The sequence below is a fragment of the Prosthecobacter algae genome (assembly GCF_039542385.1).
GTDB classification, from domain to species: domain Bacteria; phylum Verrucomicrobiota; class Verrucomicrobiia; order Verrucomicrobiales; family Verrucomicrobiaceae; genus Prosthecobacter; species Prosthecobacter algae.
The window spans coordinates 158,405-182,567 of the sequence record NZ_BAABIA010000007.1 but is presented as its reverse complement, the minus strand read 5'-3'; the positions used below and the strand labels follow the sequence as shown (position 1 = coordinate 182,567).

The window sequence follows — 24,163 nt, the reverse complement described above, 5'->3', positions numbered from 1 at the left end:
CCGCCCATGAAACGCTTGCTCCTGTTTCTCGCCCTCCATTCGATAGCCTCTCACGCGGCGGAAAGCACTGCCCCGAAAGCCAATGGCGTCATTCTCAAAGAGGCCGTGCTCTATGCAGACACGGAAACGCTCAAGATCATAGAAGCAGAGTCAGACAAGGGAGGCGAGGCCGGAACGCGAGCCTTGGAGCGCCTGGACAACGCGGGCAAGGTCTGGACTGCCGGAAGCAATGTAAAAGTTCGCGTGCTACAAAGAGGCGGGCCGATGGACGCTGTGATGGTGGAGGCGATGGAGGGAAGCGGAAAGCTCAAGGCGGGCCGGTTCTGGATCATGGAAGGCGATTTGCTGCCGCTCAATCATCCAGCGGCCACCGTGGCAAACAACGGCACCGCAGCAGAAGCAGCGAGCAAAGCCAAGCCATCCAAAAGCGTTCGGAAGGCTGATTTCCCGTATGTGCTCAACAGTTCCATTACCAACGAGATTGCGGGCGTTGAAGTGAAGAGCCTGATTCATATCGTGGCGGCGCTCTATCACGGAGACGTTGCCGATGATGCGGTGAAACAGTGTCTCGTGATGCCCGCCGCTTTGGGAATGGACAGCAACCCCTGTGACCTGGTTTCAGTCACAGAGAACAGCTTGATTTACAGGGGTGTCTTGACTGTGCGCGAACACTTCACGTTTGCCGTTGTGCGCGAGGTTGCCTTTGAAGCTGGCTACGATGATCCAAACAAGCTGTATCAGCAGCTCACAAAGGACGGATACCATGAAGATGATCCGCTGAATTTGGGCGCGTTGATCTATCGAGGCCGGCGAAAGTTCATCCTGCAAAATGGACTCGTGAAGATGCTTCCAACCTTCCAAGTGGTGAACGTTTTGGAGCAGTAAAAAAAGCCCTTCTTGATCGAAGCATAGCGGGACGAAATGAAACCCGCGCAATGCTGTTTTCGATCATCAAAAATCATCTCAATCAATGCGGCGAATCGTTGATTTTTCAACGCTTCAAGCCTATTGTTAGGCTCGTTTCGATCAAGAAAAAGGGTATGAGCGCGAATAATCAAAATGGCGCAAATGGCGGCACGATTTCACCACGTCGCGGCCTGTCTGCAATGAGTCCGGGGCAGCGTCCGCGTGGACTGTCTCCGCGTGCCTATCAGGCCCGTGTGGACCTCTGCCGTTTGTGGGATTTGATGATGCAGGGCAGCAGTGCCGCAGACATTGCCCGCACGATGGGCAAAGACCCTGCTTGGGTGTCCCGCAGCATCAAGCGAATCAAAGGCGACTTCTCCACCGTCTATGAACGGCCTGCTGAGAAAGAGATGGTGAACGATCATCTTGCACGGCTGGAAACGCTCTATGCCAAAGCCATGAAGGCGGCAGAGGAAAGCGAAGGCATGGCGAAGGTGGCAGCCATCCGCACCGTGAACAGCATTCTGCGGGACAAGGCGCAGTTTCTTCAATTCGTCGGCTTGATCTACCGGAATCAGGAGGATCACCCCGTGCCCTTCTCTATGGAGAGCTTTTTCAAAAAAAACTAACACCCCCCTTCGATTTTCCGGCCAAAAAACGAGGGCTAATAAACACAAAATAGGACTCGCCGACTTTTTGGCCGCATACCTTGGCCTTGTTTAGAATCAGGTCCGACCCTTTTTAGAACATGCAGCAAGGCATTTCTCACGCACTGGCCCGAGTGGTTGGCAACATCTTGGGACGCTACTATTACAGCCACCGTGAAATCCATGCTCTTCTTTGTGGGGCGGGCGCGAGGACCAACCCGCCAGAAGGAAACCCCAACTGTGAGAATGAAATCACACGCTGGCTTTTGCAGGAAAGCGAACGTGATCCTGGAGCCGCTGTAGTCATTCTCGGCAAAATCTTGGAAGAATTCATGGAGTGCGACTTCACGCGTAATCTCCACACAGATGAAGACAAGGCGAAAGAGAAAACGCGCCTGATTCAGTTCTTGGCAGACAATGGCATGTCATACGCCAAGGGCGGCAAGCTTCTCACGGCTGGAATTGGAGCCTCTTCTAAAACACTGATTGAGCACATCAAAGAGGGCAACTTCGCGGAAATCGAAATAGAGGTCGAACGAGCGCTAAAAACCGTGGATCAAGACCCACCCGCTGCCGTGACGGCGGCTTGCAGTTTGTTGGAATCTCTGTGCAAAGCATACATTGAGGACGAGTCTTTGGCTTGGCCTACAAGCAAAACTCTTTCACCGCTTTGGAGCGTGACAGCCAAGCATATTGGCTTGTCACCGGATCAACTACACGATCAAGATTTGAAGCGGATTCTTTCTGGCCTTTTCAGCATCGTTGAAGGCATTGCCGCCTTTAGAACCCATGCCGGGAGCGCCCACGGAAGGGAAAAGGGTGCCTACCGAATCTCTCCCCGTCATGCGCGATTTTCAGTGAATGCGGCGCACACCCTCGCCTCGTTTGTCATGGAGACATGGAAAGCCCGAAAAGAAGCAAAATCATGATTGTGTTCACACATAAACGACCGTATATGTGTGAACATGGACGGCAAATTCATCGCCTATTATCGAGTTTCGACAGCCCAGCAGGGCAAAAGCGGCCTTGGGCTGGATGCCCAGCGCGAAGCCGTGAAAAGCTACCTGAACGGGGGCCGCTGGGAACTGGCTGGCGAGTTCACAGAGGTAGAGAGCGGCAAACGCAAAAACCGCCCTCAACTGGCGGCAGCTCTTGCGGCGTGCAAAAAGCAAAAGGCCAAGCTCGTGATTGCCAAGCTGGACAGGCTGGCGCGAAACCTTCACTTCATCTCTGGTCTGATGGAGTCCAAAACTGATTTTGTCGCCGTGGACAATCCGACTACCAACCGCCTCACGGTTCACATTCTCGCCGCCGTGGCAGAGGAAGAAGCCCGCGCTATTTCCTCCCGCACGAAAGCGGCCCTTGCCAGCGCCAAGGCTCGCGGCGTGAAGCTCGGCACGCATGGGGCCATCTTGGGCGCTGAAAACCACGCCAAAGCCAAAGAAACAGCCCTCATGTTGAAGCCCGTGCTGGATGAGATGACAGCCGCAGGCGTTACTACGGTGCGCGGGATTGCCGATGCCCTGAACGCTCGCAAAATCCCGACTCCCACGGGTAAAAGCTGGCACTCCACCAGCGTTCACCGCCTCTTGAAGCGTCTGGAAACGCTGGCGAATTGATCCCGGTGGCATTTTCCCGGCCCCCTCTGTAGAGATGGGGCGCAAATCAGGGGAAAAACGACATGGGAAGCATAGCCGCCTACAGCCACGGAATCACAGTCACAGCAGAAAACGCTCTCCATGATCGTATCACGGCACGCTTGAGAGGCTGGACAGCTTTACGGGAGATTGTGGGGGAAACACCCCTTGCAACGGTGCAAACGTTTTCACCACTGTTGTCCGTGCCTGCAATGTCACTCCGGCAAACTCGCACCGCTGGCGCTTTCGGAATCGTTTTCGGCAGGCCGGAGGGGCGGGCAAGTGACCGCGTTAGCTTCAGGAGCCGTGCAATCGAATTGCCTGGATTTCGCCACCCAATTCCCGCGATGCTCCCACAGGTGAAGCTACATCTTAGAGGCATTCGAGACGGGGCGGGTGTTAATGCCGTCTATGGCGAGGCAACGGCCACGTTGAACGCCACGCGCTACATGCGGCAGCGCGGTTTCCGTCGCCGTCTTGATTTGGGGCCGAATCAGGACGTTTTCCGCCACTCTGAATACTTCCGCCCGCCAACAAACGGAGAGCATAGCCTGGATGGGAACGATAACTGGTTTCCAGCCGATGAGTCCGGGGCCGTTGGATGGAATGACGATCAAGCCCGCAGCGCTCCCGTTCGTTTTCTTTCAAGCCTCCATGCCCGAATTGCCAGCGAGTTTCAAAGAGCTGCCTCCTTGTCTCCAGACATGGCAGCAACGCAGGCAGCCCTGTCTGGCAGCCTGCAACAGGTGGAAACCTATTGGGAGTTCTGGCATGATGAACCGCTCCGACTTGTCCAAAGCCTGCAACGCGAGGCATTGCAATTCGGCGGCCAAGTGAGGAGCCAGATTTTTGAAACCGCCACCGATGGACACTCACTCGGCCTTTCCTTTTCCGTGACGGCGGGAACACGGCTTAGAATCTACGCCAAGACAAACAGGCGTGTCCGCTTTGAAGTCGAACACTCCTTGGAACGTTCCCGGCGTGGATTCAGCAGCACCACCGAGATTACCGCCCTGCTTTCCGCAGCGAGGACAGATGCGGCGGAGACAGTGAACGGCTTTCTTGATTTCGTTCATCCGCAACGCCCTGTGCATTTCAGCCAGTGCCGCAGCCCCCTTGCTCTCGTTTGTGAAATCGTTCACGCCGTGCATGGCAACTATTCTCACGCTCAGTCCTTGCTGGAAGCTCTCAGCGTTCATAGTCGGTTGACCACAGTTCGGAACAGCCCCTTGCGACCTGCCATCATTCGGCTTGTGGAGAATGGCATTTTCCAGCCCTCACGCCCGCGCTCCCGCTCTTATGTCCCTAGCCCTGTCTGGCGCTATGCTGGCGAAGTTCTGGCGCAACAGGATAGGTTGAATGAACTCGTAAACGTGCAAGCGTTGGCTCAGCGGAGACGTTGAACCCCGCATAATTCACCGGCGCGATTTCGGGAGCCACGTTGACAAGGAGGGTATTGCGCCAGCAAAAACAGCATTGTGTTTGCTCCCTCAAATTAATCTGCCTGAGGCAACACAACGACGGTAGTTAACGGTTTTCTCTTTGAGGCTCATGGAAAGGATTAAATATGAGGTCCTAAAATGGGTTAAGAATCCGGCTGAAAGCAAGTTTGAAAAACACAACCAAAATACTGTTCAAATGAATAAACCTGCATTTTGAGTTTGTCTCTGCGATTTTACAACGCAATTTGTAACAACGCCCTGTCACACAGCCCGGCGTTACAGAAGTGCAAACCCTTGATTTTCAAGGCTTGGCAAGATGGCAATTCAAATCTCGTAGGGGTCGCCACTTCACCCAGGTCAATACCGGGGAAGTGAGGGACGGGAAGGGGTGAAAAGGACCCCAAAGGGCCGTTTTGATGTAACGCAGATGATGCCACATAGTATAACTGGCTTCCAGGGAAACAAAGCACGGTCAATGCACTTCTGTCTTGCTGTCTGAATAGAGCCTGGCCTGCAAGTGAGTTTGTTGAAATGCTTTTTGTTAGGTATGGATGCTTTTCCTGGCCGTAAAAATAGGTTTTAGCCATGGGGTAGCTGTGATAGAAATGGACTCCATGCCCCCTCAGCCCGGCGATGACCTCAATCCAGAGATTGACCGTTTCCTGCGGGTCGTGCGGCACCTGGCCGATGCATCCCAGTGGGAAAGACTTTTGGAGGTAGCCAGGCGACGCATGGAGCAGTCTCCCGCAGATGAGGTGGCCCACAGGGCTGCTGCATTGGCATTGATTCGCTTGAGGCGGGGGAGTGAGGCACGCATCCATGTGGATTGCCTGTTGAAGGAGGATCCTGAACATGCCTTCCATCATGAACTGGCGGCACAGGTGGCCATGCAGTGTTGTGACTTCCGGTTGGCGGAGGAGCATTTGAAAACGGGACTGACCTTGGAGCCCGACAAAAGTGCTCTGCATTTTCTCACAGTAAGTGTTAAAAGTGCCCTGGGCGACCCGGCGGAAGCGCACCGGCATGCCCGAAGATTGCAGGAACTGGAGGGTGACAATGCGCAGGCGTGGTTGAGCCAGGATGTGGCCTTGGAAGGCAATCCACAAGATGCGAAGTCTATGGCTGAAAGAATTCAGGCGTTAGAAAAAGCCTTGGTTCATGCTCCAGAGCGGGCCTTTTTGCTGTGGCGGGTGGGGCGCTTGCTATTGCGCCTGGAGCAGCCCGCTGCTGCGCAGCAATGGCTGTCCAGAGCGATGGCGGGAGATCCCCTGAACAAGCACCTTGCCGCCGACTGGCGGGAGGCCATCGAGAGAAGCCATCTGGTGTATCGTTGCCTTTCCTTTCCCTGGCGTTCCTGGCAGCGGGTGAGAAGGTTTTTTTTGGTGCTTCGTGTGCGCCCGGACATCTGGCCTCATGCCCTGGTGCTCAGCATCTGTTGGGGCCTCCTTCTTCCCTGGTGGCTGCTCTCCTGGGGCTGCTTAGCGCCTTTGGGAGGACTGGTGCGGTATTTTATGCTGCTTCACCCGGCTTTTGATTTTCGTTGGCCTTCGCGGCATTGGCTTCGCTCGTTTTCGGCGGGGAGGCGTGTGGGGTTTATGGTGACTGTACTCCTGTTGATTCTGGCTGCACTCTGCCTGGTGATGCCCTGGGAATATCCGCTGGGCTGGGCAGGCGTGGCAGCGGTGCAGCTTTACTTTCAGGCATACTTTAAATCTGCCGCGATCCAAGCTAGGCAGGACATGTATCCCAGTCCGCCCTCTTCATGGTTGAACCCCGGATGTTCGCAGTCGTCCTGATCAGGGATCAAGGTTCTTCGCCCAGGTAGGCAGCCAGATGCTTGCGCAACTCGGCACGGGCGCGGAAGAGCAGGCTTTTGACGGCCGGAAGGGACATTTTCAGGATCTCACAGATCTGCTCATAAGGCAGTTCTTCGTGGCGGCGCAGCACCACGGCGAGGCGCTGCTTTTCTGGTAGGGCGGCGATGGCTTTGTCCAGCGCCTGCTCCAGTTCTTCCTGCTGGGTGATCTGGTCGGCCGCCGGCGCGGTATGGTCGGCGAACTGCTGCGGGGCGTGCCCGTCATCCTCCTGCTCTAGGGGGATTTCTTTGCGGCGGGAGCGGCGCCGGGTTTCGTTGAAGACCAGATTTCTTAAAATGGTAAACAGCCAGGTGGTGAATTTGGCCGTGGCTTCATAGCGCGGGGCGCTTTTCCAGACCCGCAGAAAAACCTGCTGTGCGATGTCGTGAGCATCCTCCATGCTGCCGAGCATGCGGCAGGCGGTGCCGATGACCATGCTCTGATGCATTTCGACGAGCCGCTCAAAGGCCTGGATGTCGCCTTCCTTCACGCGCAGCATCAGGCGTACATTTTCTTCATCATCAGAAAATGCATCGTCACCTGCCACGCGGGTGGCAGGCAGGGCAGGGGAGTCGGGCCATTCCGGTTCCGGCATGACAAGGGTGGGCAACAGGCTCACGACGCTAAGGGCGGTCATCTCCGCTATCAACCACGCTCGTGCGGATTGGTTGCAGATTTGTCGTGAGGGACTGTATTTGCATCCGGCGGGAGTTTGCGCTTTAAAGGGGACGTGACCTTCCGCCACCCCAAACACGACGTCTTCATCCCTGATCAAACCGACCCCTGGACAGCGCTGCGCCGCGTGACTCACCTCGGCATCGTTTCTCACCAGGATGACCTGGAAATCGCCGCTTATCATGGCATCACCGAATGTTTCCACAGCGGTGACCAGTGGTTCGGCGGTGTGGTGGTGACGGATGGCTCCGGCAGCCCACGCCGTGGCCCCTATGCGGACTACACGGACGATGAGATGCAGAAAGTGCGCCTGGTGGAGCAGCGCAAGGCCGCCTTTGTGGGCGAATACAGCTTCATGGCGCAGTTGGGCTACCCCAGCGAGGAAGTGAAGGAGCAGCGCCACGGCCCTGTGGTCGAGGACCTGAAGTTCATCCTGGAACACTGCCAGCCCCAAATCCTGTACGTGCACAATCCCTGCGACCGGCACGATACCCACGTGGCCACCTTTCTGCGCTGCCTGGAGGCCATCCGTGCGCTCCCTGTGGAGATGCGGCCCAAAAAAGTTTACGGCTGTGAAGTCTGGCGCAAGCTGGACTGGCTGCTGAGCGACGACAAAGCCATGCTGTGGGTGGATAAATACCCGCATCTTCTGCGTCCGCTGCTGGGGGTCTTTGACAGCCAGATCAGTGGCGGCAAGCGCTATGACCTGGCTGAGGAAGGCCTCCGCCATGCCAATGCCACCTACTTTGACTCCCACACCACGGACAAGACCAGCCTGCTGACCTTTGCCATGGATCTCACGCCTCTGGTGGAGGACGACCAGATTGATGTGCAGGAATATACTTTGAATTATGTCCGCCGACTTCAGGAGGATGTGGCCCAAAGATTGAAGAAATTCGTCTGATGACGGTTTTAAATGCGGTTTTCCGTCTTGTCTGAAGAAATGACATTGACGCAAAACCCGCGTCCCCGCTAAATTCATAATTCTGTAATATTTGTCGTTTCCCCCGTCACCATGAGCGAATCCGAAAACACGCCCACTCCGCCACCTCCCAGCACACCCAAGACTGCGGCTGTGCCCCTGAAAAAGGAAACCGTGCGCATCACCCTGCGTTCGCGTCCTGGTGCTGGAGCTACACAGCCCCGTGAAGCCACGGCTCCTGTGTCCCCAATCTCCCTGGGTGTGGCCGCGCCGGACATCACTCCCAAGCGTTCCACCGCGCCGATCCAGTTGCCTTCCGCTCCTTTGCCACCGCCTGCGCCGAAGTCGGCCACAGCCCCGGTGAAGCTGCCTCCAGCACCTATGGATGTTTCCCGCAAAACCACCTCGGCTGTGCCTGTGGTTGCTTCTCCTGCGCCTAGCGCTCCTCCGCCTTCCATGCCGATGCCTCCGGCACCGCGTCCTCTGGGTGCTCCGCCTGCGGCGACTGTGCCCATGGCCGCTCCACGTCCGCCTTCGGCTCCTGGGGCTCCCCCATCCGCTCCTGGCGCACCGCGTCCTCCGATGGCCCCTGGCGCTCCAGGTGCCGCGCCGGTCGCTCCTGGCGCACCCCGCATGGAGACAGGTGCCACCACGGCCCCTCTGAAAACGATGCCAACTCGTCCTGCGGTCAGTGCTCCGCGCACTCCAGGTGCCGCTGGCACAGCCCCGCTGGCCGCTGGCCCTGGTGCTGGCACAGGCTCTCTGCCCAAGGCTACCGTCAAGCTTCAGCAGACGCAGCCGATGGCGCGCCCGAGCATCTCGGCTCCACCGAGTGCCCCTGTGAAGCGTACTGCAGCTTCGGACTCCCAGCAGTTCTACGAAGAAAAAGATCCGGAAGAAGGCCTGATGCCTCTTTCCGTGGTTTGCCTGCTGTTCTCGGTCGTCCTTTTGGTGATCCAGATGTTCGGCAGTGATCGCATCTCTGCCAGCGCAGATTCGCCAATCATGGTGCCCCCAGCGGTTCCGGTGAAGTGGGAACGGCCTCTGCCAGATGGCTCCTGGACCAATGAATTCATCTCTGGCGGTCATCTTCCTGCGCTGCCGCAGTAAAGGATCTTCAGGTGTTTTAATTCTTCGTAACTTTTTCGCTCTCCCCCTATGATTCTTGCCTGGGTTGTCTTCCTTCTTTCGATCGCCGTGCTTGCCCTCAACTTCATCGCCAAAAGCGGTGGGGCGGGCTTCTGATCTGGTTTAGTCCAGTCGCGGAAACGCTTCGGTCTGCCTGTGATCTCCACCACCTTCAACCTCGATAGGCTGGATGTGGTGGGAATCGGTGCAGCCACCTTGGATGACCTCTGGCTAGTGCCAGATTTCAGTGACCAGGAAAGCGTTACGCAGGCGATTCAGTATCTTCAAATGGGCGGTGGTCCTGTGGCCACCGCTCTTTGCGTACTTGGTGGCTTAGGCCGCAAGGTCACGCTTTTGGATACCTTGGGGGATGATGCTGCCGGGCAGCTTATCCTGGAGGGATTGCAGCGAGATCATGTCTCTACCGCAGGCATCTCCTCCCTAGCTGGGGCTTCCTCGGCCCGTGCTGTCGTCCTGGTGAGGCAGAGAGATGGGGCTCGTCAGATCGTTTATCAGCCTTCGAGTGCAGGCGAACTGAGTCTGGATTCTAGGCAACGGGAGCTGATCCTCAGTGCCAGGATGCTACACCTCAACGGCCGTCACGAATCGGCTGCCCGAGAGGCTGTGCAACTCGCTTCGGCGGCGGGTGTTTGCGTGTCGTTTGATGGTGGTGCAGGACGATATCGAGATTCGATTAGAGACTTGGTGTTGAAGAGCCAGATTCGGATTGTCTCGCGGCAGTTTGCGCAGTGCTTTTGTTACTGCGAGGAGGTGGATGAAATGCTCCGCCAGCTCATGGCCTCTCCCGCTGAGGTGGTGGTGATCACTGACGGCGCCCGGGGAAGCTGGGTGGCCTTGCCCGACGGGACCAAGTTTCATCAGCCTGCCTACTCTGTTGACCAATTAGTGGATACGACTGGCTGTGGGGATGTTTACCATGGAGCCTTTCTCCATGGCTGGCTGGAAAACTGGACAGCCTCAGCGTGTGCAGATTTCGCCAGCAGACTGGCTGCCCAAAACGCCTGCGGGCTGGGCGGGCGCGCGGTTTGCCACGAACTATCTCTCAAGGAGATCTGAAGCCCGCAAATCCTACTGAAGCTTTTTGACGTCTGCTTCGGCGGTCAGCATCTGGGTCTTCAGATCAGCAATCTGCTTATTGAGTGAATCCAGCCGATTTTTAATGTAAAATCGTTTGGAAGGAGTGGTGGCAGAGGCTGCTTCCGCTTCAGTCTTGGCCAGTTCAGACTCAAGATAGGGGAGCTCCTTTTTCATTTTTTCCAGATTTCGTCTGGCTGTTGTGAGCTGGTCTGAGATGGACTCCACGGGGGCCGTGGTGCTGGCAGGCGGAGTCGTCGCGGCAGGAGAGGAAGGCTCTGCTTTAGCTTCCTCACTGCCCATGGCCATTCCGAAACGGAAACGGTCTTTCAGTTCCTTGGGCAGCATTTCAGGGGTGAGCTTGGTGATACCTTCGGAGTGGCTGATCGTGGTGATGTCACCTTCGACTTTTTCAACCCGCACATTGCGCAAGCGGATGCCGCTGGGCAGGACAGGGTCCACCAGCACGAGACCTGAGGCTTGATTGCGAGAGACGGCAACGGCCTGGTCAAAATCTTTGCGGGCGGAGATCTGGGCCTGGCGGTGCTGCTCGATCTCGGTGCGGAGGGCATACGCTTCTTTCTGCATGATGCCGTAGGCGGTGAGCAGGGCCACAGCCTCCTGGCGCAGCTCGATGTATGCTTTCTGCTTTTTGACCAGATCTTCCAGAGAGCCGATCTGGCTGGTGATCGCGATCAGTTCTTTGTTGGCATCATCAATCTCAGTCGTGTGATAGATGCCGTAACCGGCACCCAGCATGGCGAGAATCAGGAAAAAATAGACGACGAATTTACCTTCCATGGAAAACAGAATTAGAAATTGCGGAACTTAGAGCGGTAGGCATCAACTTCTGCCTGCATGGACTCAGCCTTGATTTTTGCGGCCTCGCTTTCGGCCTTGAGCTGGACCAGCTCGTTTTTCTGGCGCTCAATCAGTTGTTTGAGTTCCACGATGTGAGCGGGCTGGGTGCTTTGATAACGCCCTAGGTTGCCCGTCGAAAGGATCTCATTTTCCAGCCTTTTGGACTGGCTCTGAAGCTCGGTCATGGTCAGCCGATGCTGTTCCGTCTCATAAGTAATTTGGGCTTTCTTGTTGCAGCCAGTAGCCAGCGAAAGCAGCAGCATAGAAACGGCGCATTGCACCGAGGAAGAGAATAAACCTGAGCGGGTCATTGGAAATTCAGTAGGTTCAATGCGAGTTTTAGCAAGGTTTTTTCTGGCTCGAAACGTAGGTTTTGCTCAGGTGTTAGCGAATAGGAGAAAAATCTGTGGCACGCATGTAGATGCTTTTGACCCCATCTGGCTGCGGCAAAGTCAGTGAGCCGTCTTTCTCACTTTCACCCTTCGCCTTGATCCAGGCTGGATCTGCCCGAAAGGCGGTGAAGGAGGCCAGTCCCGCTTCATGGCTGGCGTGGGAAAGGATGTACACCAGCTTGGAGCCTTCATCTTTCTGCCCTGCTGCCGGGACCCAGTAGGCGACATGGTTCATCCCGTGCTTGCTAAAAAGGGCCATGGTATGGTTTTTGAATCGGGCGTGTAAGGCATCCAGCTTGCCTGGAGGCGTGGTGTAGGTGCGCAGTTCAAAAACTCGGCCGCCCTCTGCCGTGCCGATTTTGACCGGCGGCGAATAGTCGGTGCTGCTCAAAAACAGGGATTCCGGGGGCTTAGCGAGGATTTTGCCTCCTTCTTCGCTGGCTTTGCGGGCGGCCTGCCATTCGGGATCTTTGCCAAAGTTGGCGAAGGCGGCCTTGGCCCCTTCCACGCTTTCATGCTTCAGGATGTAGATCAGCGTCGTGTCAGCCCCATCGGCCTTGGCCAGGGGGACCCAGTAGCCTACATTGGTGATGCCATGCTTTTCAAAAAGACGGCAGGTGTGGTCGCGGAACCGGGCCAGCAAAGCATCCAGCTTGCCCTCGTTGGTGGTATAGATGCGCATCTCATAGACCTCGGCTTTGGCTGGCAGGGCAGTGGCTGCGGAACAGGCGATGAGGAGGGAACTGAAAATGGGGAAAAGTCGGCGGCGGGTCATGGCAAAGGAAACTCACGGTCTCCCATGAGTCTTACCGCTTCGCGAGTCATTTGTGACAGCATTTACAGGCATTCAAGCAGATGCAGATTCCGATTTGACAGGTTCTAAAGAGTGCTCTATACACTCCGCCCTCTCTCTCAGCAGAATTTTATATGGCTAACATCCGCTCTTCAGAAAAAGACATCCGCAAGACCGCCAAGCGCACGGCGGCCAACCAATCCGTGAAGAGCCGCATCCGCACGCTTCGCAAGAAAGTGCTCAGCGCGATTGAAAAGGGCGATGCCGCCGCTGCCAACACCAGCCTGAGCGAATTCTCCGCCGCTACGGACAAAGCCTCCAAGACCAAGGTGCTTCACAAGAACACCTCCTCCCGTCTGAAGAGCCGCCTGGCTCTCAAAGTGGGTGCCCTCACCAAGAAAGCCTAACGGACATCCCGGCTTCGATTTCTAAAAACCCACCTCGCTTAACAGCAGGTGGGTTTTTTGTGTTCCCATAATGCTGGATGCGAGGGAAGGTAAACTTTTGCGTTTTCAAACGCCCGGTTACCCTCTTCAATCGCTCACTCATGATTCCCCGTGTTTCTCTCTCCCCCCAAGGTCCTGCTTTTTCCCGTCTCGTTTATGGCACTTGGCGCTTTCTGGATGATCCCGCGACTGCACACTCGGACGATCTTCTGAAGCGTCTCCATGCCTGCCTGGACTTGGGAGTTACCACGCTGGACACTGCTGAAATCTACGGACTTTATCGCGTCGAGGAATTCATCGGCCAGACCTTAAAAAAGGAGCCAGGCCTGCGCGAGAAATTTGAGATCGTCACCAAGTCTGGTATCTACGTGCCTTGTGATTTTCACCCGGACCGGAAGGTGGCCCATTACAATGCTACGGCAGCCCGGATCGTGAAGAGTGCGGAGAAATCGCTGCGGCTGCTGGGGACGGATTACATTGATCTGCTCCTGGTGCATCGTCCAGACTGGCTGACTTCAGCCGATGAAACGGCGGAAGGCCTGAACCGCCTGCTCAAGGATGGGAAGATCCGCAGTGCCGGCGTATCCAACTACAACGTTCATCAGTTTGAGCTGCTGAATTCGCGAATGGACCAGCCGCTGGTCACCAACCAGATTGAATTCAGCCTGCTGCACATGGACCCGATCTATGACGGCACGGCAGACCAGTGCCAGAAGCTGGGCATCAAGCCGATGGCATGGTCTCCGCTGGCCAAAGGAGCACTCATGAATCCTCAAGACCCGGCGGGTGCTCGTTTGCTAAAAAAGGCGGTGGAGCTGTCTCCCAAGTACGGGAATGCCACTTTGGACCAGCTAGCCTATGCCTGGATTTTGGCTCATCCGTCCCAGCCCTTGCCCATCATTGGCACAAACAAGCTGGAGCGGCTCATCGCCACGGCCCAGGCCGCAGACATCCGGCTGGAGCGGGAAGACTGGTATGGCCTCTGGGAGGCCGCGCAGGGCCATGGCGTTCCTTGAAATGACGGGCTTCGGCGCAATGTGAACCATGAAAGCACTGCCTGCTGCGACAGCGGATCTGCTGGCGTTTTTAGCGACTCAAAAGGCGGAGATCTTTGACCTTTCTGGGCGCATTGATTCACGGCGTTATCTGGGGCGGCGGTTCCCTGAGCCGCTGCCTTTGATCATGAGCCTGCAGCAGTATCCGGGCTACCGCCGCATGGTGGGGGAAAACTGGATGCACTGGCATGACTACTATGAGTTCTTTGTGGCCTTGAGCGGCCGAGGGGACTTTCGCAGTGGCAATGATCGCTTCCTTTTTGACCCGGGTGATGTGGTCATCGTGGATCCATTGAAGATCCACGGGGTCATGCGCATGGATGCAGCCCATACGGCCTTCGTCATCTTGTTTCCTGCCCATCTGGTGGCGCAGGCTGGGGCTGTGGTGGACCAGGGCTTTCTGCTGCCCTGGGACCGTCGCCGTGCAGGGGTGCTGCCGCTCCTGAAGGCGGACAATCCGCAGGCTCCTGCCGTGCATGAGGCCCTGTTGCGCCTAGCTCAATCTTGGTTCCAGGCGGAGGTCGGAGAGGAGAGATGGGTGGCTTTGAAATTCCATTTCATGGCCGTTTTGTTCCAGATGCGGCAGGCCTTTGCCGCAGCCTCCAGCCAAAGCATTCCCACCACTGACCGCGCGGTGCGGGAGGAGCGGCTGCGCCGATCACTGGACTACGTTTCACTGCATGCGCATGAGTCCCTTTCCCAGCCTGAAGCGGCGCGCGCAGCGGGCATGAGCACCAGTCGTTTTCGAGCCTTTTTCAAAGAGACCACTGGCTGGGGTTTTGCCCAGTATGTTCGGGAACTGCGGGTGGAGCGTGCGGCCAAGCTGCTGCGCGAGACAGATGACTCTGTGGCCACCATTGCGCACATGACTGGCTTTGCGGACCAGAGCCATCTGCTGCGCTGTTTTAAGGGCAAGCATGGAGATGCACCACTGGCCTATCGTCAGCGCCATCGCTCTTAAGTTGGCGAGCGAAATATTCTAATCTCCAAGCGATTCGTTCAAGCGGTGGGAAGCGTGGTTTCCTATTCTCATTGGAACCAACCCAACCCGTGCCAATGACCATGAACTGGATACGACCTCTCGTAATGGCAGCCTGTCTGCCCTGTGTGCCTGTTTTCAGCCAGCAGGTGATCCCGGAATCTCCAGCCATTTGGCGCGAGGTGACGGGTGTGATCAAAAACTACTCCGGTACGACTTACCTGAACAGCAGCTTCACCCGCCCGCACATGCCTGGTCTGCGCGTCACGCAGGACGGCCGTGTGGGCGTCATTGTGGAAGGCGGCGGGACCGAAGGTGGCACACCACGGTTTGCGCTGATGATGCCCGAAAAGATGTCTCAGCCGTTTCTGCTGAATCCCGCAGGCTCTCATACGATGAGCAGCACGACCTTCAAATGGATGGACGGTTTTGCCAGTGCCTCCGCCAGCCGCTTTCAATACACCGATGGGGTCAAAGGTGTGTCCCATGCCTGCATGTGGGATGATGCTCCGCCGACGGTGAATGGCAGCGGCCAGGACGTGTATGACATCAAGCTCTTCGTCACCAGCAACACGACAGACCCCGTGACGGCAGACAAACGCACGCAGTTCTTTGTCACGCCTATTCGCGTGATCGTGAGCAATCCCAAGACGACCAGTGCGGCGATTACTTCCATCACCAAGACAGGCACCACGCTGGCCGGGCCTGTTTACAGCTTCTCAGCCCAGGCGTTTGAGCCGATGGTCGTAGGGGATGGCCGTCTCCTGGTGGTCCGTGTGGGCGCAGGTTCCATGCCTTGGACAGATCCGGTGACGGGCGTGGCCAAGGCCGCCCAGGGCTGTGACATTGTGTACTCTTATTATCCCACCGGAGCGACGGCAGATCCTGCGCAGTGGACGAATCTGATCCCCATCACCCATGCGCCGTATGACACACGGATTAACAACAAGTTTGGTTTCGCCCGGGCGCCTTTCCGCGATACGGAAGGTAACTTGATCCCCGATGGTGAGGACATCGGGGGTTCCTATCCCTGGATGGATCGCCACGCGAAGAACCTGATCATTGAGGCCGGCTTTGACCGCCTGCACTACCTTTCAGGCGGCACCTGGAACAACAGCCGTTATCCACAAACTGGCGTGCCGGAAGAGACTCCGATCTATGATGCTGAAGATGGTGGCAAACATCAGTGCCTTTCCATCATCGGCCTGTGGACGCACGGCAAGCTGGTGCAGTTCGACAACCTGAACAATGACATGGACTACGCTGTGGGAGCAGGGGATACCACCATGGGGCCTCAGTCGCGCATGGTCACCCTGTTCCAGCCTGCCACGGGTCCCCTCGGCACGGAAAACGGCAAGATCCGTCTCGGCTTTGGCCGTGCCACCAAGCAGATGCCAGTGGGCGAAAATGACAATGGCAACATCATCGATTCCCTGGAAAACCTTTTCAACTACCGCACCAAGTTCATGCCCATCAGCCTGCGCGATGTGGCCTGGCCCATCACCAATGGCAAGCAGACGGATGAGCTGGCCTTTGATGATTACCTGGATCCGGATGCCTTCATCATCGCCAATATGAGCGGCCTGCTCACCTTCGTGAATTCGGGCACCGGGCAGAATTATTACACCCACCACAGCGGGTGGAACACCAGCACGAACACCTTTTCAAATCCGGTGAAACTGCAGAATGCGGCCACTCCTCTGGCGACGAACTGGGTGGTGCCCAAGCACGGTCTGGTGATCGGCAACGGCCGCCTGGAGCCCGCCGCCACAGGCGGTGTGCATGGCAAAGGTTTCTGGATGAATGGCAGCATCGGCCTGGAATTCAATGTGCTGACCCAGCCCCAAAGCGTGAGGGCGAAGAACTGGTACATCGGCATGTTTGTGGACTGCCGCACGGCGGATGATGCAGTGGAGCGTCATCTGGTGACCTTCCCAGATGGCACCTCCATCCGTCTCAGCGGCCGTCGCCAACTTTTCTATGCGAATGCCGCAGGCACCGTGATCAGCAAGATCACCCTGCCGCCGGTGAGCGCCATCACTCCGGCCAGTGCCATGGATGATCTCCTACCGGACACAGGCTGGGCACACCTTGCCTTCCAGGTGCGTAAAAACGGCACCGAGGTGGATTTTCATCTCAATGGCATCCTCTACCATCGCTGGCAGGACATTTATACCTCCCTCTTCCAGCCAACCGTCGGCAAGCTCACGCTGGGCAAACCTGCGGGCAGTTCCGTCACCGGGTTCACCGGCTGGATGGATGACTTCAAAATGATCGCCCATGCCGTGGATTATGAAACGGCCTGCAATCACGCCGGTGGCACGTTGATCGGCCTGCCTGCGACTTACACCGGTGAGTTCAAAACGAAGTTTGCCGACCGCTTCCCCACCTGGGCTCACGATGAGATCTCGCTAGCTTTGAAGCACAACGGCGAGGTCACACATCCCCGTTATGCGAACTTCTACAACTACCGCGCGGACAATGGTGTGCATCGTGGCAACATCCCCAGCGGCACGGTGTCTCTCCGCCAAAGCATCCACTTTCCCGAAGGGCCGCTGTTTTACAATGCACCCCGTCCGCACTCGGTGCAGAACAAGTTCTGTCTCACCTGCCATCACAGTGCCGGACAACCTGGCCTGGACCTGGACGCGATCACTTGGGACAATACTTTCAATGCGGCGGATGACAATCGTCGCCAGCCCATGCAGCCGCCGAAGCGCATCCATGGTCAGATCCCAGCCGGCCTCATTGACAGCACCAACCAGCCCGCCACAGCCACCGCATTGGCCGCAGGAGGCAAGCTGATTGACGAGTGGATGCTCCCTGCCAAAACGGCTGCACCCGTGGTGCAAACCTTCACCGTGGTGGATGCGAACACGGGCAATGATCTCATGCAGTTGACTGCCGGAGCCACCGTGGACCCTGCACGTCTGGGCAGCAACAATCTGACGATCCGCGCCAACCTCAACAGCGCCCAGGGCGCTGTGGTGATGCAGTATGACACTGCGGCCACCAACTCCCGCCCTGTGCCGCCTTATGCGGTCTTTGGCACCGTTGGGAATCCGCTCCAGGGCGCGGTTCTCACTGCGGGAAGCCATACGGTGAAGGCCACGCCTGCTGGCGGCACGATGTCCTCCATCACCTTCACGGTCGCAGGTGGTGCCACCCGAGTGGTGGCTGACTATCGTGATGACTTCAAGCCGGTGGCCCCGATGCCCGGGTGGAGCTACTGCTGGAATGCCGCCTCGGCGATCAGTGACCCCTCTGGCTACATCTCTCTGAACTGGAGCCCGACGGCGAACCGCTACATGTCCAATGGCTTGGCTTTCCCAGATACCACAAGCTTCTGCTCTTACGGTTCCCTCAACTCGACCGGCGGCCACCCTGGAAAGGGATCTACTCAAGGAGCCACGGTGGACCGTTTTGCCATCGTTGGTTATACCGTTAAGTATGCAGGATACTATGGCATCAACAGCAGCTATGTCACCCAAAGCAGTGCCCTGGGGAATGGCGGCCAAGTGGTCGTTTACAAGGACATCGACAACGGGGCGACCTTTACCAACACCTTCAGCGGCACCTATGCCCCGGCCACCACATTGAACTTCAATGGCAACGTTGGTTACCTGGAGCCGGGCGATACCATCTATGTCGGTGTCGGTCCGAATACAACGGATGGCAACGATGGGTTCAGCGTCGATTTCAGCATCGTCTATAAGGAAACCGGAAATCCTTTGTGATGCTAAAAGCAGAGGGAGGGAAGCCGGTTCACGGTCCGTGCTTTCCTCCCTTTGTCATGTTCAGGTGGTTGGCTGTAATTTCAGCGGGCAGGCTGCCGGACCCAGGCTTCATTAAAGCGCGCGACCGTCAGGCGGCTGTCTCGTTCGTAAAAGCAAAGGATGGTGCCATCTGGTAGCACGGCGAGGTCTGAATAGGCGCTCTTGCCAGATTCGAGCGTCTTGTTCACTTCCCAGGTCTGCCCATCATTAGCACTGAGCTTGATGGAAAGGTTCTCGCGCAGGCCGCGCCCGCCCGGGATGGGTTGGCCTGCAGCATCCAGCTTCTGCGTATGAGGATTGGCAAAGACCAGGGTGCCTGGTTTTTGCGGCAGGGCGGTCAGGCTGCCCATGCAGATGGGTTCCCACAGGGCACTGTCAAAACGCGGTGTGCTCCAGCCCGTGGCTCCGTCCGCGCTGGTGGTGATGAGTCGGCGGCTGGCCTGGGAGACGCTGCGGGAGTTGAGCATTACGCGCCCGTCCGCGAGCAAGGCCAGGGTGGTTTCATTCGGGTTGGCAAATTCGCCTTCATTCGGCACGGCGATATCGCCTGCCTTCCAGGTTTGGCCGTGATCATCACTGTAAAGGGTTCCGGCCATGGAGGGGGCGTGGTCGCCTGGCTTCGGGCCGTAGGCCAGCCACACGGGCACCACGAGCCGACCGTTTTTCATCTGGATGCCGTGGCCCGGACCCGTCGCCAGGACATTCCAGGGGCAGCGTGGTTTGAAACCTTCAAAAGCAGCGGTAATTTCTTTGGGCGAACTGAATGTTAGGCCGTCATCGCTGCTGCTCATGTAAAAGCAGCGTGCATAGTTCAGGCAATAAAGGAAGTGGATCGTGCCGTTCGTGTCCACAATGGCCACGGGGTTGTTCACGGTCTGTTCTTTTTCGCCGCCCTCTTTTTTGCGTGGATTGCCCTCGGCACGTTCTGCCAGGTGAGCAATGTGACGGGCCTTGTCCCAGGTCTTGCCGCCATCCATGCTGCGGCGCAGATGCACCTCGATCTCGCCCCAGTCCTTGCTGTCGTGGATGCGGGCCTCCGCATAGGCCAGCACCGTGCCTTTGCTGGTGACGACGATGCCGGGAATACGGTAGAGGGCAGCGCCTTTACCGCCTTCAAAGACATCCGTTTTTTCCAGGAAAGGCGTGGCCGCGTGGGCTGAAATGGAGAGCAGGGTGCTGAACAGAAAGGTCTTTAGCATAACAAAAAAGAAAGGATGCTGGTTGTTATTTAGATGTCGTAGGTGTCGTCATTTTTCATCCATCCGTGTGGAAGTACGAGCCAGAGTGGCTAAGGCGGCGAGTCTCTTCACGGCAACAGATGGGTGAGACAAAGACGGTGACCAATCATCCATGTTGCTGGTAAAAGCGTGTGACCATTGAAGAAGCCACTCTGCTGCCTGCGTACTCCTTTCCGCATGAAACTGCTTTTCCTTGCCGTCTCCCTCCTGCTCACCAGCCTGCCCACCCTGGCGCAGACCATCCCACCGCACACAAAGACAGGCGATGTGGTCTATGGCCGCAAGTTCGGCTTTGCCCTGACGCTGGATGTTTACCAGCCGGAGAAACCGAACGGCTGCGCCATCATCTACATGGTCAGCGGTGGCTGGGTCTCCGGTTATTCCCCCAACACTCCGCCCATCTATGCCCCCTTTCTGGAGCGCGGCTACACAGTCTTTTCCGTGCGCCACGCCTGCCAGCCGAAGTTCACCATTCAGGAGATCACCCAGGACATCCATCGCGCCATCCGTTACATCCGTCACCATGCCAAAACCTGGAATCTTGACCCTGAGAAATTCGGCATCAGCGGTGGCAGCGCCGGGGGCCATCTTTCCCTGACGATGGGCGTCCAGGGAGGGCCAGGAAACCCGGAGTCCAAAGACCCGGTGGACCGCGAGAGCAGTGCCATCCAGGCCATTGCCTGCTTGTATCCGCCAACGGATTTTCTGAACTATGGCAAGTCCGGCGAAGATGCCGTGGGTGTGGGCATTTTGAAAAACTACAAGGCCGCCTTCGGCCCTGAATCAGACACACCGGAAGGCCGCCAGCGTCTGGGCAGGGAAGTCTCTCCGATCTACCGTGTTTCTGCCAAGCTGTCCCCCACCTTCATCATCCACGGTGACAAGGATGAGCTGGTGCCGATCCAGCAGGCGGAAACCTTTGTGGCCCGTGCCACCGCCGCAGGTGTGGTTGCCAAACTTGTTGTTAAACCAGGCGCTGCCCATGGCTGGCCTGACCGCCAGCCCGACTACAACCAGTTTGCCGATTGGTTTGACGAGCATCTGCGTGGTCTGAAAAAATAGACCTTCACCATGACGGAAGCCGACATCGCCAAAATCGAATCCGCCCTGGGGCTGACGTTGCCGCCAGACTATCGCTGTTTTCTCACAGGGGAGGCAGAGCTGGATGGCGACATGGATGACACCACCGCGCTGCGTGAGGCAGACTCGATCATTGAGTCCACGCTGGAGTATCGCCAGGGTTTTGCCGGGCTGCCGCCCTGGCCTCAGCATTGGCTGTATGTGGGTGATGAGGCCGATGCCTGCCCCTACGTGCTCGATTGTCAAAACGGTCGGCTCCTGCGCACAGACAAGGGAAATCTCCATCGCCCTCTGCTGGATGAATACCCGTCTTTTGCGGACTTTGCGGCCAGCCGTGAAAACACAGCGATTGAGATAGATGACACGCCTGACACCTGGCGGGAAAGGATACGTAGTTGGCTGGTGATGGCAGCCGCTCTGCTGCTGGTTTTTGTGGTGCTGCCAGCAGTGGCCTTCAGCATCAAGCTTCTCTATCGCTGGCTCATCTATGGGGAGGTGCCACGCTATGAGCCCTGATGATCATGCTCGTCATGGTGGCCGTAGGGCTCCACGTGTACGATGACATCCAGAAAGCGGCGGTCGGAGGCCAGCAGCGCACGCTGCACATCGTGGCCGATGCGGTGGCCCTCATGCACGCTCAGGCTGCCATTCACCTGCACATGAATGTCCATGTGATAGCCCAGGCCGGATTTTTTCATGCGCAGTTTTTCGATCATGCACACGCCCGGTACCGCGGCCCCGATGGCCCGGGCTTCCAGGTACAGATCTTCCTGTGCCGCTCCATCCATGGTCTCATGCAGGGTGGCTTTGAAAAGCTGCCCCCCATTGATGAAAATGATGATGCAGCCCACCAGCGCGGCCACATCATCGGCCATCTCAAAGCCATCCCCACCGATGAGGGCGATGCTGATGCCCACCAGAGCTGCGCCCGAGGTGATGGCATCCGCCCGGTGATGCCACGCATCTCCCTTGAGGGCCGTGCTCATCGTCTCATCACTCTTCCGCATGGCATAGCGGGACAGGCCTTCCTTGACCACGATCACCAGCACCAGCACCGGCAGCGTGAACCACGCGGGGGAAGAGTGTCGGTGCAGGATGTTATGAATGCTGTGGTAGGCAATGGTTCCCCCGGCCAGCAGCAGGGACAGCGCGGAAAACAGGCCGGCAAGCTGCTCCGCCCTGCCATGGCCATAGGGGTGATTTTTGTCCGGTGGTTTTTCAGCCACCTTCAGCCCCACCAGCACCATCAGCGAAACAAAGATGTCATTCACCGACTCGATGCCATCTGCGATAAGCGCATAGGAGTGCCCGGCAATGCCCACGCTGACCTTGATGCACGCCAGCACCGCATTGAGCGCAATGCTCCATGCGACGGCTTTGATGGCGACCTGGTTTTGGCTCATGCGCGGGGAGGGGGACTAAAGCGGGGGGCGAGTATCGGAACCACGCCTGATAAGTCAACCGCAGCTTCATCCCTGCTGGCCTGCCTTTAGCCGAATCCATACGGCGGCAACAAGTGCCCCCACCAGATTCGCCACCAGATCCCAGCCCGTGTTTTCATAGCCGCCCACGTTTGTGTTTGGGATCGTGAGCACGGCGATGAATTCAATGACTTCGTTCAGCGCCCCAAATCCCACACCTGCCGCAGCACACAGCGTCATCATGCCCAGCGTCGGCCTCAGGCGGATGGCAAAGGCCTGCTTCAAGGCTGTGCTCAGCCCATGCCAGCAGAGCCAAGTAGTGACGCCAAAGCCATAAGCGTGGACGATCTGGTCATACTTCAGCTTTTCCGGAATCAGCCACAGGCTGTACAGCACCCCGTGTTCACCGTGGTAGGGCCAGCCTTCCGGCACAGGCACCAGCCCCCCGGCCATGTGCATCAGGCCCCACACAGAAAGCGCCCACAAAAGCGGCGTGCTGAGCCCCACCCGGCGATGGACCAGGGCCATGACACCGATGAGCACGCACATGATCACGATGTAAAAGATGAACTCACGATTGCCCTTGATCATGGAAGCCGCCACAGCCGCTGCCATGTAAGCTGCATTGAACAGAAAGACGGGCAGCAGGCGCGGAGCGGGGGTGTCAATCATGCGTGCATGACATCACGTCCCACTGGCTCTGTCCAGCCAGACTTCCCAGAGCGGGCCGACTTTAGTTTGGCCAAAAAAGCCCGGGCAGAAGGCCAAAGCCGCCACTCAGGACGATACCCCTGGTATGAAGTGGAAGCGCCTCCGGCAGAACCGCGTATTGAACTTGCTCTATCAGGCGGTGTGCAACTGGATTGATGACGGCGCACTGCAGCTCAGCGCCGCCTTGGCCTACTACTCGGTTTTTTCCATGGCCCCATTGCTGATCATCGCCGTCAGCATCTCTGGCTTAGTCTTCGGTGAAGATGCCGTCCGGGGCCAGTTGGAGGCACAGTTGCAAAACTATGTGGGAGACCGCGTGGCGGGCACCGTACAGCAACTGGTGCAAAGTGCCGCCCGCCCGAATCAGGGTTGGATGAATGCTACCACAGGCTTTGTCATCCTTTTGGTGGGGGCCTCCAGTGTCTTCGCGCAGTTGAAGGATGCCTTGAACACCGTCTGGGGTGTCAAAGAAACCAAGTGGCGCGGCTTCATGAATTTTATCATGACTCGCCTGCTGAGCTTCGGCATGGTTTTGGTCATCGGCTTTCTGCTGCTGATCTCGCTCTTCCTCAGCACCGCCGTGGCAGGCCTCAGCAAATACGTCAGTTTCGTCTTTGGCGTGCCGGTGGAGGTCTGGGGCATCGTGGGGATGATCATCTCGTTGATGCTGGTCACCCTGCTGTTTGCCATCATCTTCAAGGTGCTGCCCGATGTGGCCGTGAGATGGCGGGACGTCTGGGTGGCCGCTGCCATGACCGCCGTGCTCTTTGAAGTGGGAAAGCACGGGCTCAGCTATTATCTGGGCCGTGAAAGCGTGACCTCCAGCTACGGAGCCGCAGGCTCGCTGGTGCTGCTTCTGCTCTGGGTCTATTACGCCTCCTGCCTGCTGCTCTTCGGGGCCGAATTCAGCCAGGTTTACTCCCGTACCGTCAGTCCTGACGTCATCGAAGACCCCGAAGAAATGCCTCCCAAAAAACGTCCAGGCGATCTGGATGCCGAACCTCTGAAAAAACACGGCGACCGCAAGCCGTGGTGACAGGATGGAGTGCCCGATATCAAGCTTACAGAACGAAGTGGCTGCCTGAAATGCTCCCCGGTTGCAT

Annotated in this window: 23 protein-coding genes; 16 read left to right on the top strand and 7 right to left on the bottom strand. The window is 57.4% G+C overall.

Annotation, left to right across the window (positions count from 1 at the left end):
- Positions 1-6: 6 nt before the first annotated feature.
- From ABEB25_RS17220 to ABEB25_RS17195, 6 genes are all read left to right on the top strand, one after another.
- The gene (locus ABEB25_RS17220; RefSeq protein WP_345737671.1) at positions 7-885 is read left to right on the top strand and encodes a hypothetical protein; all 879 of its coding nucleotides are present in this window, start codon (positions 7-9) and stop codon (positions 883-885) included.
- A 155-nt stretch (positions 886-1,040) separates the two neighbouring features.
- Positions 1,041-1,535: a hypothetical protein gene (locus tag ABEB25_RS17215; RefSeq protein WP_345737670.1), complete on the top strand. Its 495-nt coding sequence runs from the start codon at positions 1,041-1,043 to the stop codon at positions 1,533-1,535.
- 119 nt (positions 1,536-1,654) lie between these two features.
- Positions 1,655-2,482 (top strand): abortive infection family protein, encoded by an 828-nt coding sequence (locus ABEB25_RS17210; protein WP_345737669.1) that lies wholly within the window; start codon positions 1,655-1,657, stop codon positions 2,480-2,482.
- Between the two features lie 36 nt (positions 2,483-2,518).
- Positions 2,519-3,172: a recombinase family protein gene (locus ABEB25_RS17205; RefSeq protein WP_345737668.1), complete on the top strand. Its 654-nt coding sequence runs from the start codon at positions 2,519-2,521 to the stop codon at positions 3,170-3,172.
- A gap of 62 nt (positions 3,173-3,234) precedes the next feature.
- The gene (locus ABEB25_RS17200; RefSeq protein WP_345737667.1) at positions 3,235-4,593 is read left to right on the top strand and encodes a hypothetical protein; all 1,359 of its coding nucleotides are present in this window, start codon (positions 3,235-3,237) and stop codon (positions 4,591-4,593) included.
- A 644-nt stretch (positions 4,594-5,237) separates the two neighbouring features.
- The gene (locus tag ABEB25_RS17195; protein WP_345737666.1) at positions 5,238-6,428 is read left to right on the top strand and encodes a tetratricopeptide repeat protein; all 1,191 of its coding nucleotides are present in this window, start codon (positions 5,238-5,240) and stop codon (positions 6,426-6,428) included.
- Between the two features lie 7 nt (positions 6,429-6,435).
- Here ABEB25_RS17195 and ABEB25_RS17190 read toward each other — a convergent pair whose 3' ends face one another.
- Positions 6,436-7,125 carry an RNA polymerase sigma factor gene (locus ABEB25_RS17190; protein ID WP_345737665.1) on the bottom strand — a complete coding sequence of 230 codons (690 nt, stop codon included), beginning with the start codon at positions 7,123-7,125 and terminating at the stop codon, positions 6,436-6,438.
- 93 nt (positions 7,126-7,218) lie between these two features.
- Here ABEB25_RS17190 and ABEB25_RS17185 point away from each other — a divergent pair, with 93 nt between their 5' ends.
- From ABEB25_RS17185 to ABEB25_RS17175, 3 genes are all read left to right on the top strand, one after another.
- Positions 7,219-8,067 carry a PIG-L deacetylase family protein gene (locus ABEB25_RS17185; protein WP_345737664.1) on the top strand — a complete coding sequence of 283 codons (849 nt, stop codon included), beginning with the start codon at positions 7,219-7,221 and terminating at the stop codon, positions 8,065-8,067.
- Positions 8,068-8,178: 111 nt separating this feature from the next.
- Positions 8,179-9,195 carry a hypothetical protein gene (locus ABEB25_RS17180; RefSeq protein ID WP_345737663.1) on the top strand — a complete coding sequence of 339 codons (1,017 nt, stop codon included), beginning with the start codon at positions 8,179-8,181 and terminating at the stop codon, positions 9,193-9,195.
- Between the two features lie 174 nt (positions 9,196-9,369).
- Positions 9,370-10,290: a carbohydrate kinase family protein gene (locus ABEB25_RS17175; protein ID WP_345737662.1), complete on the top strand. Its 921-nt coding sequence runs from the start codon at positions 9,370-9,372 to the stop codon at positions 10,288-10,290.
- Positions 10,291-10,302: 12 nt separating this feature from the next.
- Here ABEB25_RS17175 and ABEB25_RS17170 read toward each other — a convergent pair whose 3' ends face one another.
- From ABEB25_RS17170 to ABEB25_RS17160, 3 genes are all read right to left on the bottom strand, one after another.
- On the bottom strand, positions 10,303-11,109 hold the full coding sequence (locus ABEB25_RS17170) for a hypothetical protein (protein WP_345737661.1): 807 nt from the start codon (positions 11,107-11,109) through the stop codon (positions 10,303-10,305).
- 11 nt (positions 11,110-11,120) lie between these two features.
- Positions 11,121-11,432: a hypothetical protein gene (locus ABEB25_RS17165; RefSeq protein ID WP_345737660.1), complete on the bottom strand. Its 312-nt coding sequence runs from the start codon at positions 11,430-11,432 to the stop codon at positions 11,121-11,123.
- Positions 11,433-11,553: 121 nt separating this feature from the next.
- Positions 11,554-12,336 carry an NIPSNAP family protein gene (locus ABEB25_RS17160; RefSeq protein WP_345737659.1) on the bottom strand — a complete coding sequence of 261 codons (783 nt, stop codon included), beginning with the start codon at positions 12,334-12,336 and terminating at the stop codon, positions 11,554-11,556.
- Between the two features lie 152 nt (positions 12,337-12,488).
- Between ABEB25_RS17160 and rpsT the strand changes: the two genes are divergently transcribed.
- From rpsT to ABEB25_RS17140, 4 genes are all read left to right on the top strand, one after another.
- Positions 12,489-12,761, top strand: coding sequence for a 30S ribosomal protein S20 (gene rpsT / locus ABEB25_RS17155; protein ID WP_345737658.1), 273 nt, complete (start codon positions 12,489-12,491; stop codon positions 12,759-12,761).
- 140 nt (positions 12,762-12,901) lie between these two features.
- Positions 12,902-13,816, top strand: coding sequence for an aldo/keto reductase (locus ABEB25_RS17150; protein WP_345737657.1), 915 nt, complete (start codon positions 12,902-12,904; stop codon positions 13,814-13,816).
- 28 nt (positions 13,817-13,844) lie between these two features.
- Positions 13,845-14,816 (top strand): helix-turn-helix domain-containing protein, encoded by a 972-nt coding sequence (locus ABEB25_RS17145; RefSeq protein ID WP_345737656.1) that lies wholly within the window; start codon positions 13,845-13,847, stop codon positions 14,814-14,816.
- Between the two features lie 101 nt (positions 14,817-14,917).
- Complete coding sequence (locus tag ABEB25_RS17140; RefSeq protein WP_345737655.1) at positions 14,918-18,571, top strand: hypothetical protein; 3,654 nt, start codon at positions 14,918-14,920, stop codon at positions 18,569-18,571.
- 80 nt (positions 18,572-18,651) lie between these two features.
- Here the strand turns inward: ABEB25_RS17140 and ABEB25_RS17135 are convergent, their stop codons facing one another.
- Positions 18,652-19,809: a sialidase family protein gene (locus ABEB25_RS17135; RefSeq protein WP_345737654.1), complete on the bottom strand. Its 1,158-nt coding sequence runs from the start codon at positions 19,807-19,809 to the stop codon at positions 18,652-18,654.
- Positions 19,810-20,025: 216 nt separating this feature from the next.
- Here ABEB25_RS17135 and ABEB25_RS17130 point away from each other — a divergent pair, with 216 nt between their 5' ends.
- Together ABEB25_RS17130 and ABEB25_RS17125 are read left to right on the top strand one after the other, a co-directional pair.
- Positions 20,026-20,910 carry an alpha/beta hydrolase fold domain-containing protein gene (locus ABEB25_RS17130; RefSeq protein ID WP_345737653.1) on the top strand — a complete coding sequence of 295 codons (885 nt, stop codon included), beginning with the start codon at positions 20,026-20,028 and terminating at the stop codon, positions 20,908-20,910.
- Between the two features lie 9 nt (positions 20,911-20,919).
- Entirely contained in the window at positions 20,920-21,444 is a 525-nt protein-coding gene (locus tag ABEB25_RS17125) for an SMI1/KNR4 family protein (RefSeq protein ID WP_345737652.1), read from the top strand.
- Here ABEB25_RS17125 and ABEB25_RS17120 read toward each other — a convergent pair.
- Entirely contained in the window at positions 21,432-22,331 is a 900-nt protein-coding gene (locus ABEB25_RS17120) for a cation diffusion facilitator family transporter (protein ID WP_345737651.1), read from the bottom strand. The two genes, ABEB25_RS17125 and ABEB25_RS17120, sit on opposite strands and share 13 nt — an antisense overlap.
- A gap of 66 nt (positions 22,332-22,397) precedes the next feature.
- Positions 22,398-23,021, bottom strand: coding sequence for a DUF2238 domain-containing protein (locus ABEB25_RS17115; protein ID WP_345737650.1), 624 nt, complete (start codon positions 23,019-23,021; stop codon positions 22,398-22,400).
- Between the two features lie 124 nt (positions 23,022-23,145).
- Between ABEB25_RS17115 and ABEB25_RS17110 the strand changes: the two genes are divergently transcribed.
- Positions 23,146-24,096 (top strand): YihY/virulence factor BrkB family protein, encoded by a 951-nt coding sequence (locus tag ABEB25_RS17110; protein WP_345737649.1) that lies wholly within the window; start codon positions 23,146-23,148, stop codon positions 24,094-24,096.
- Positions 24,097-24,163 lie beyond the last annotated feature (67 nt).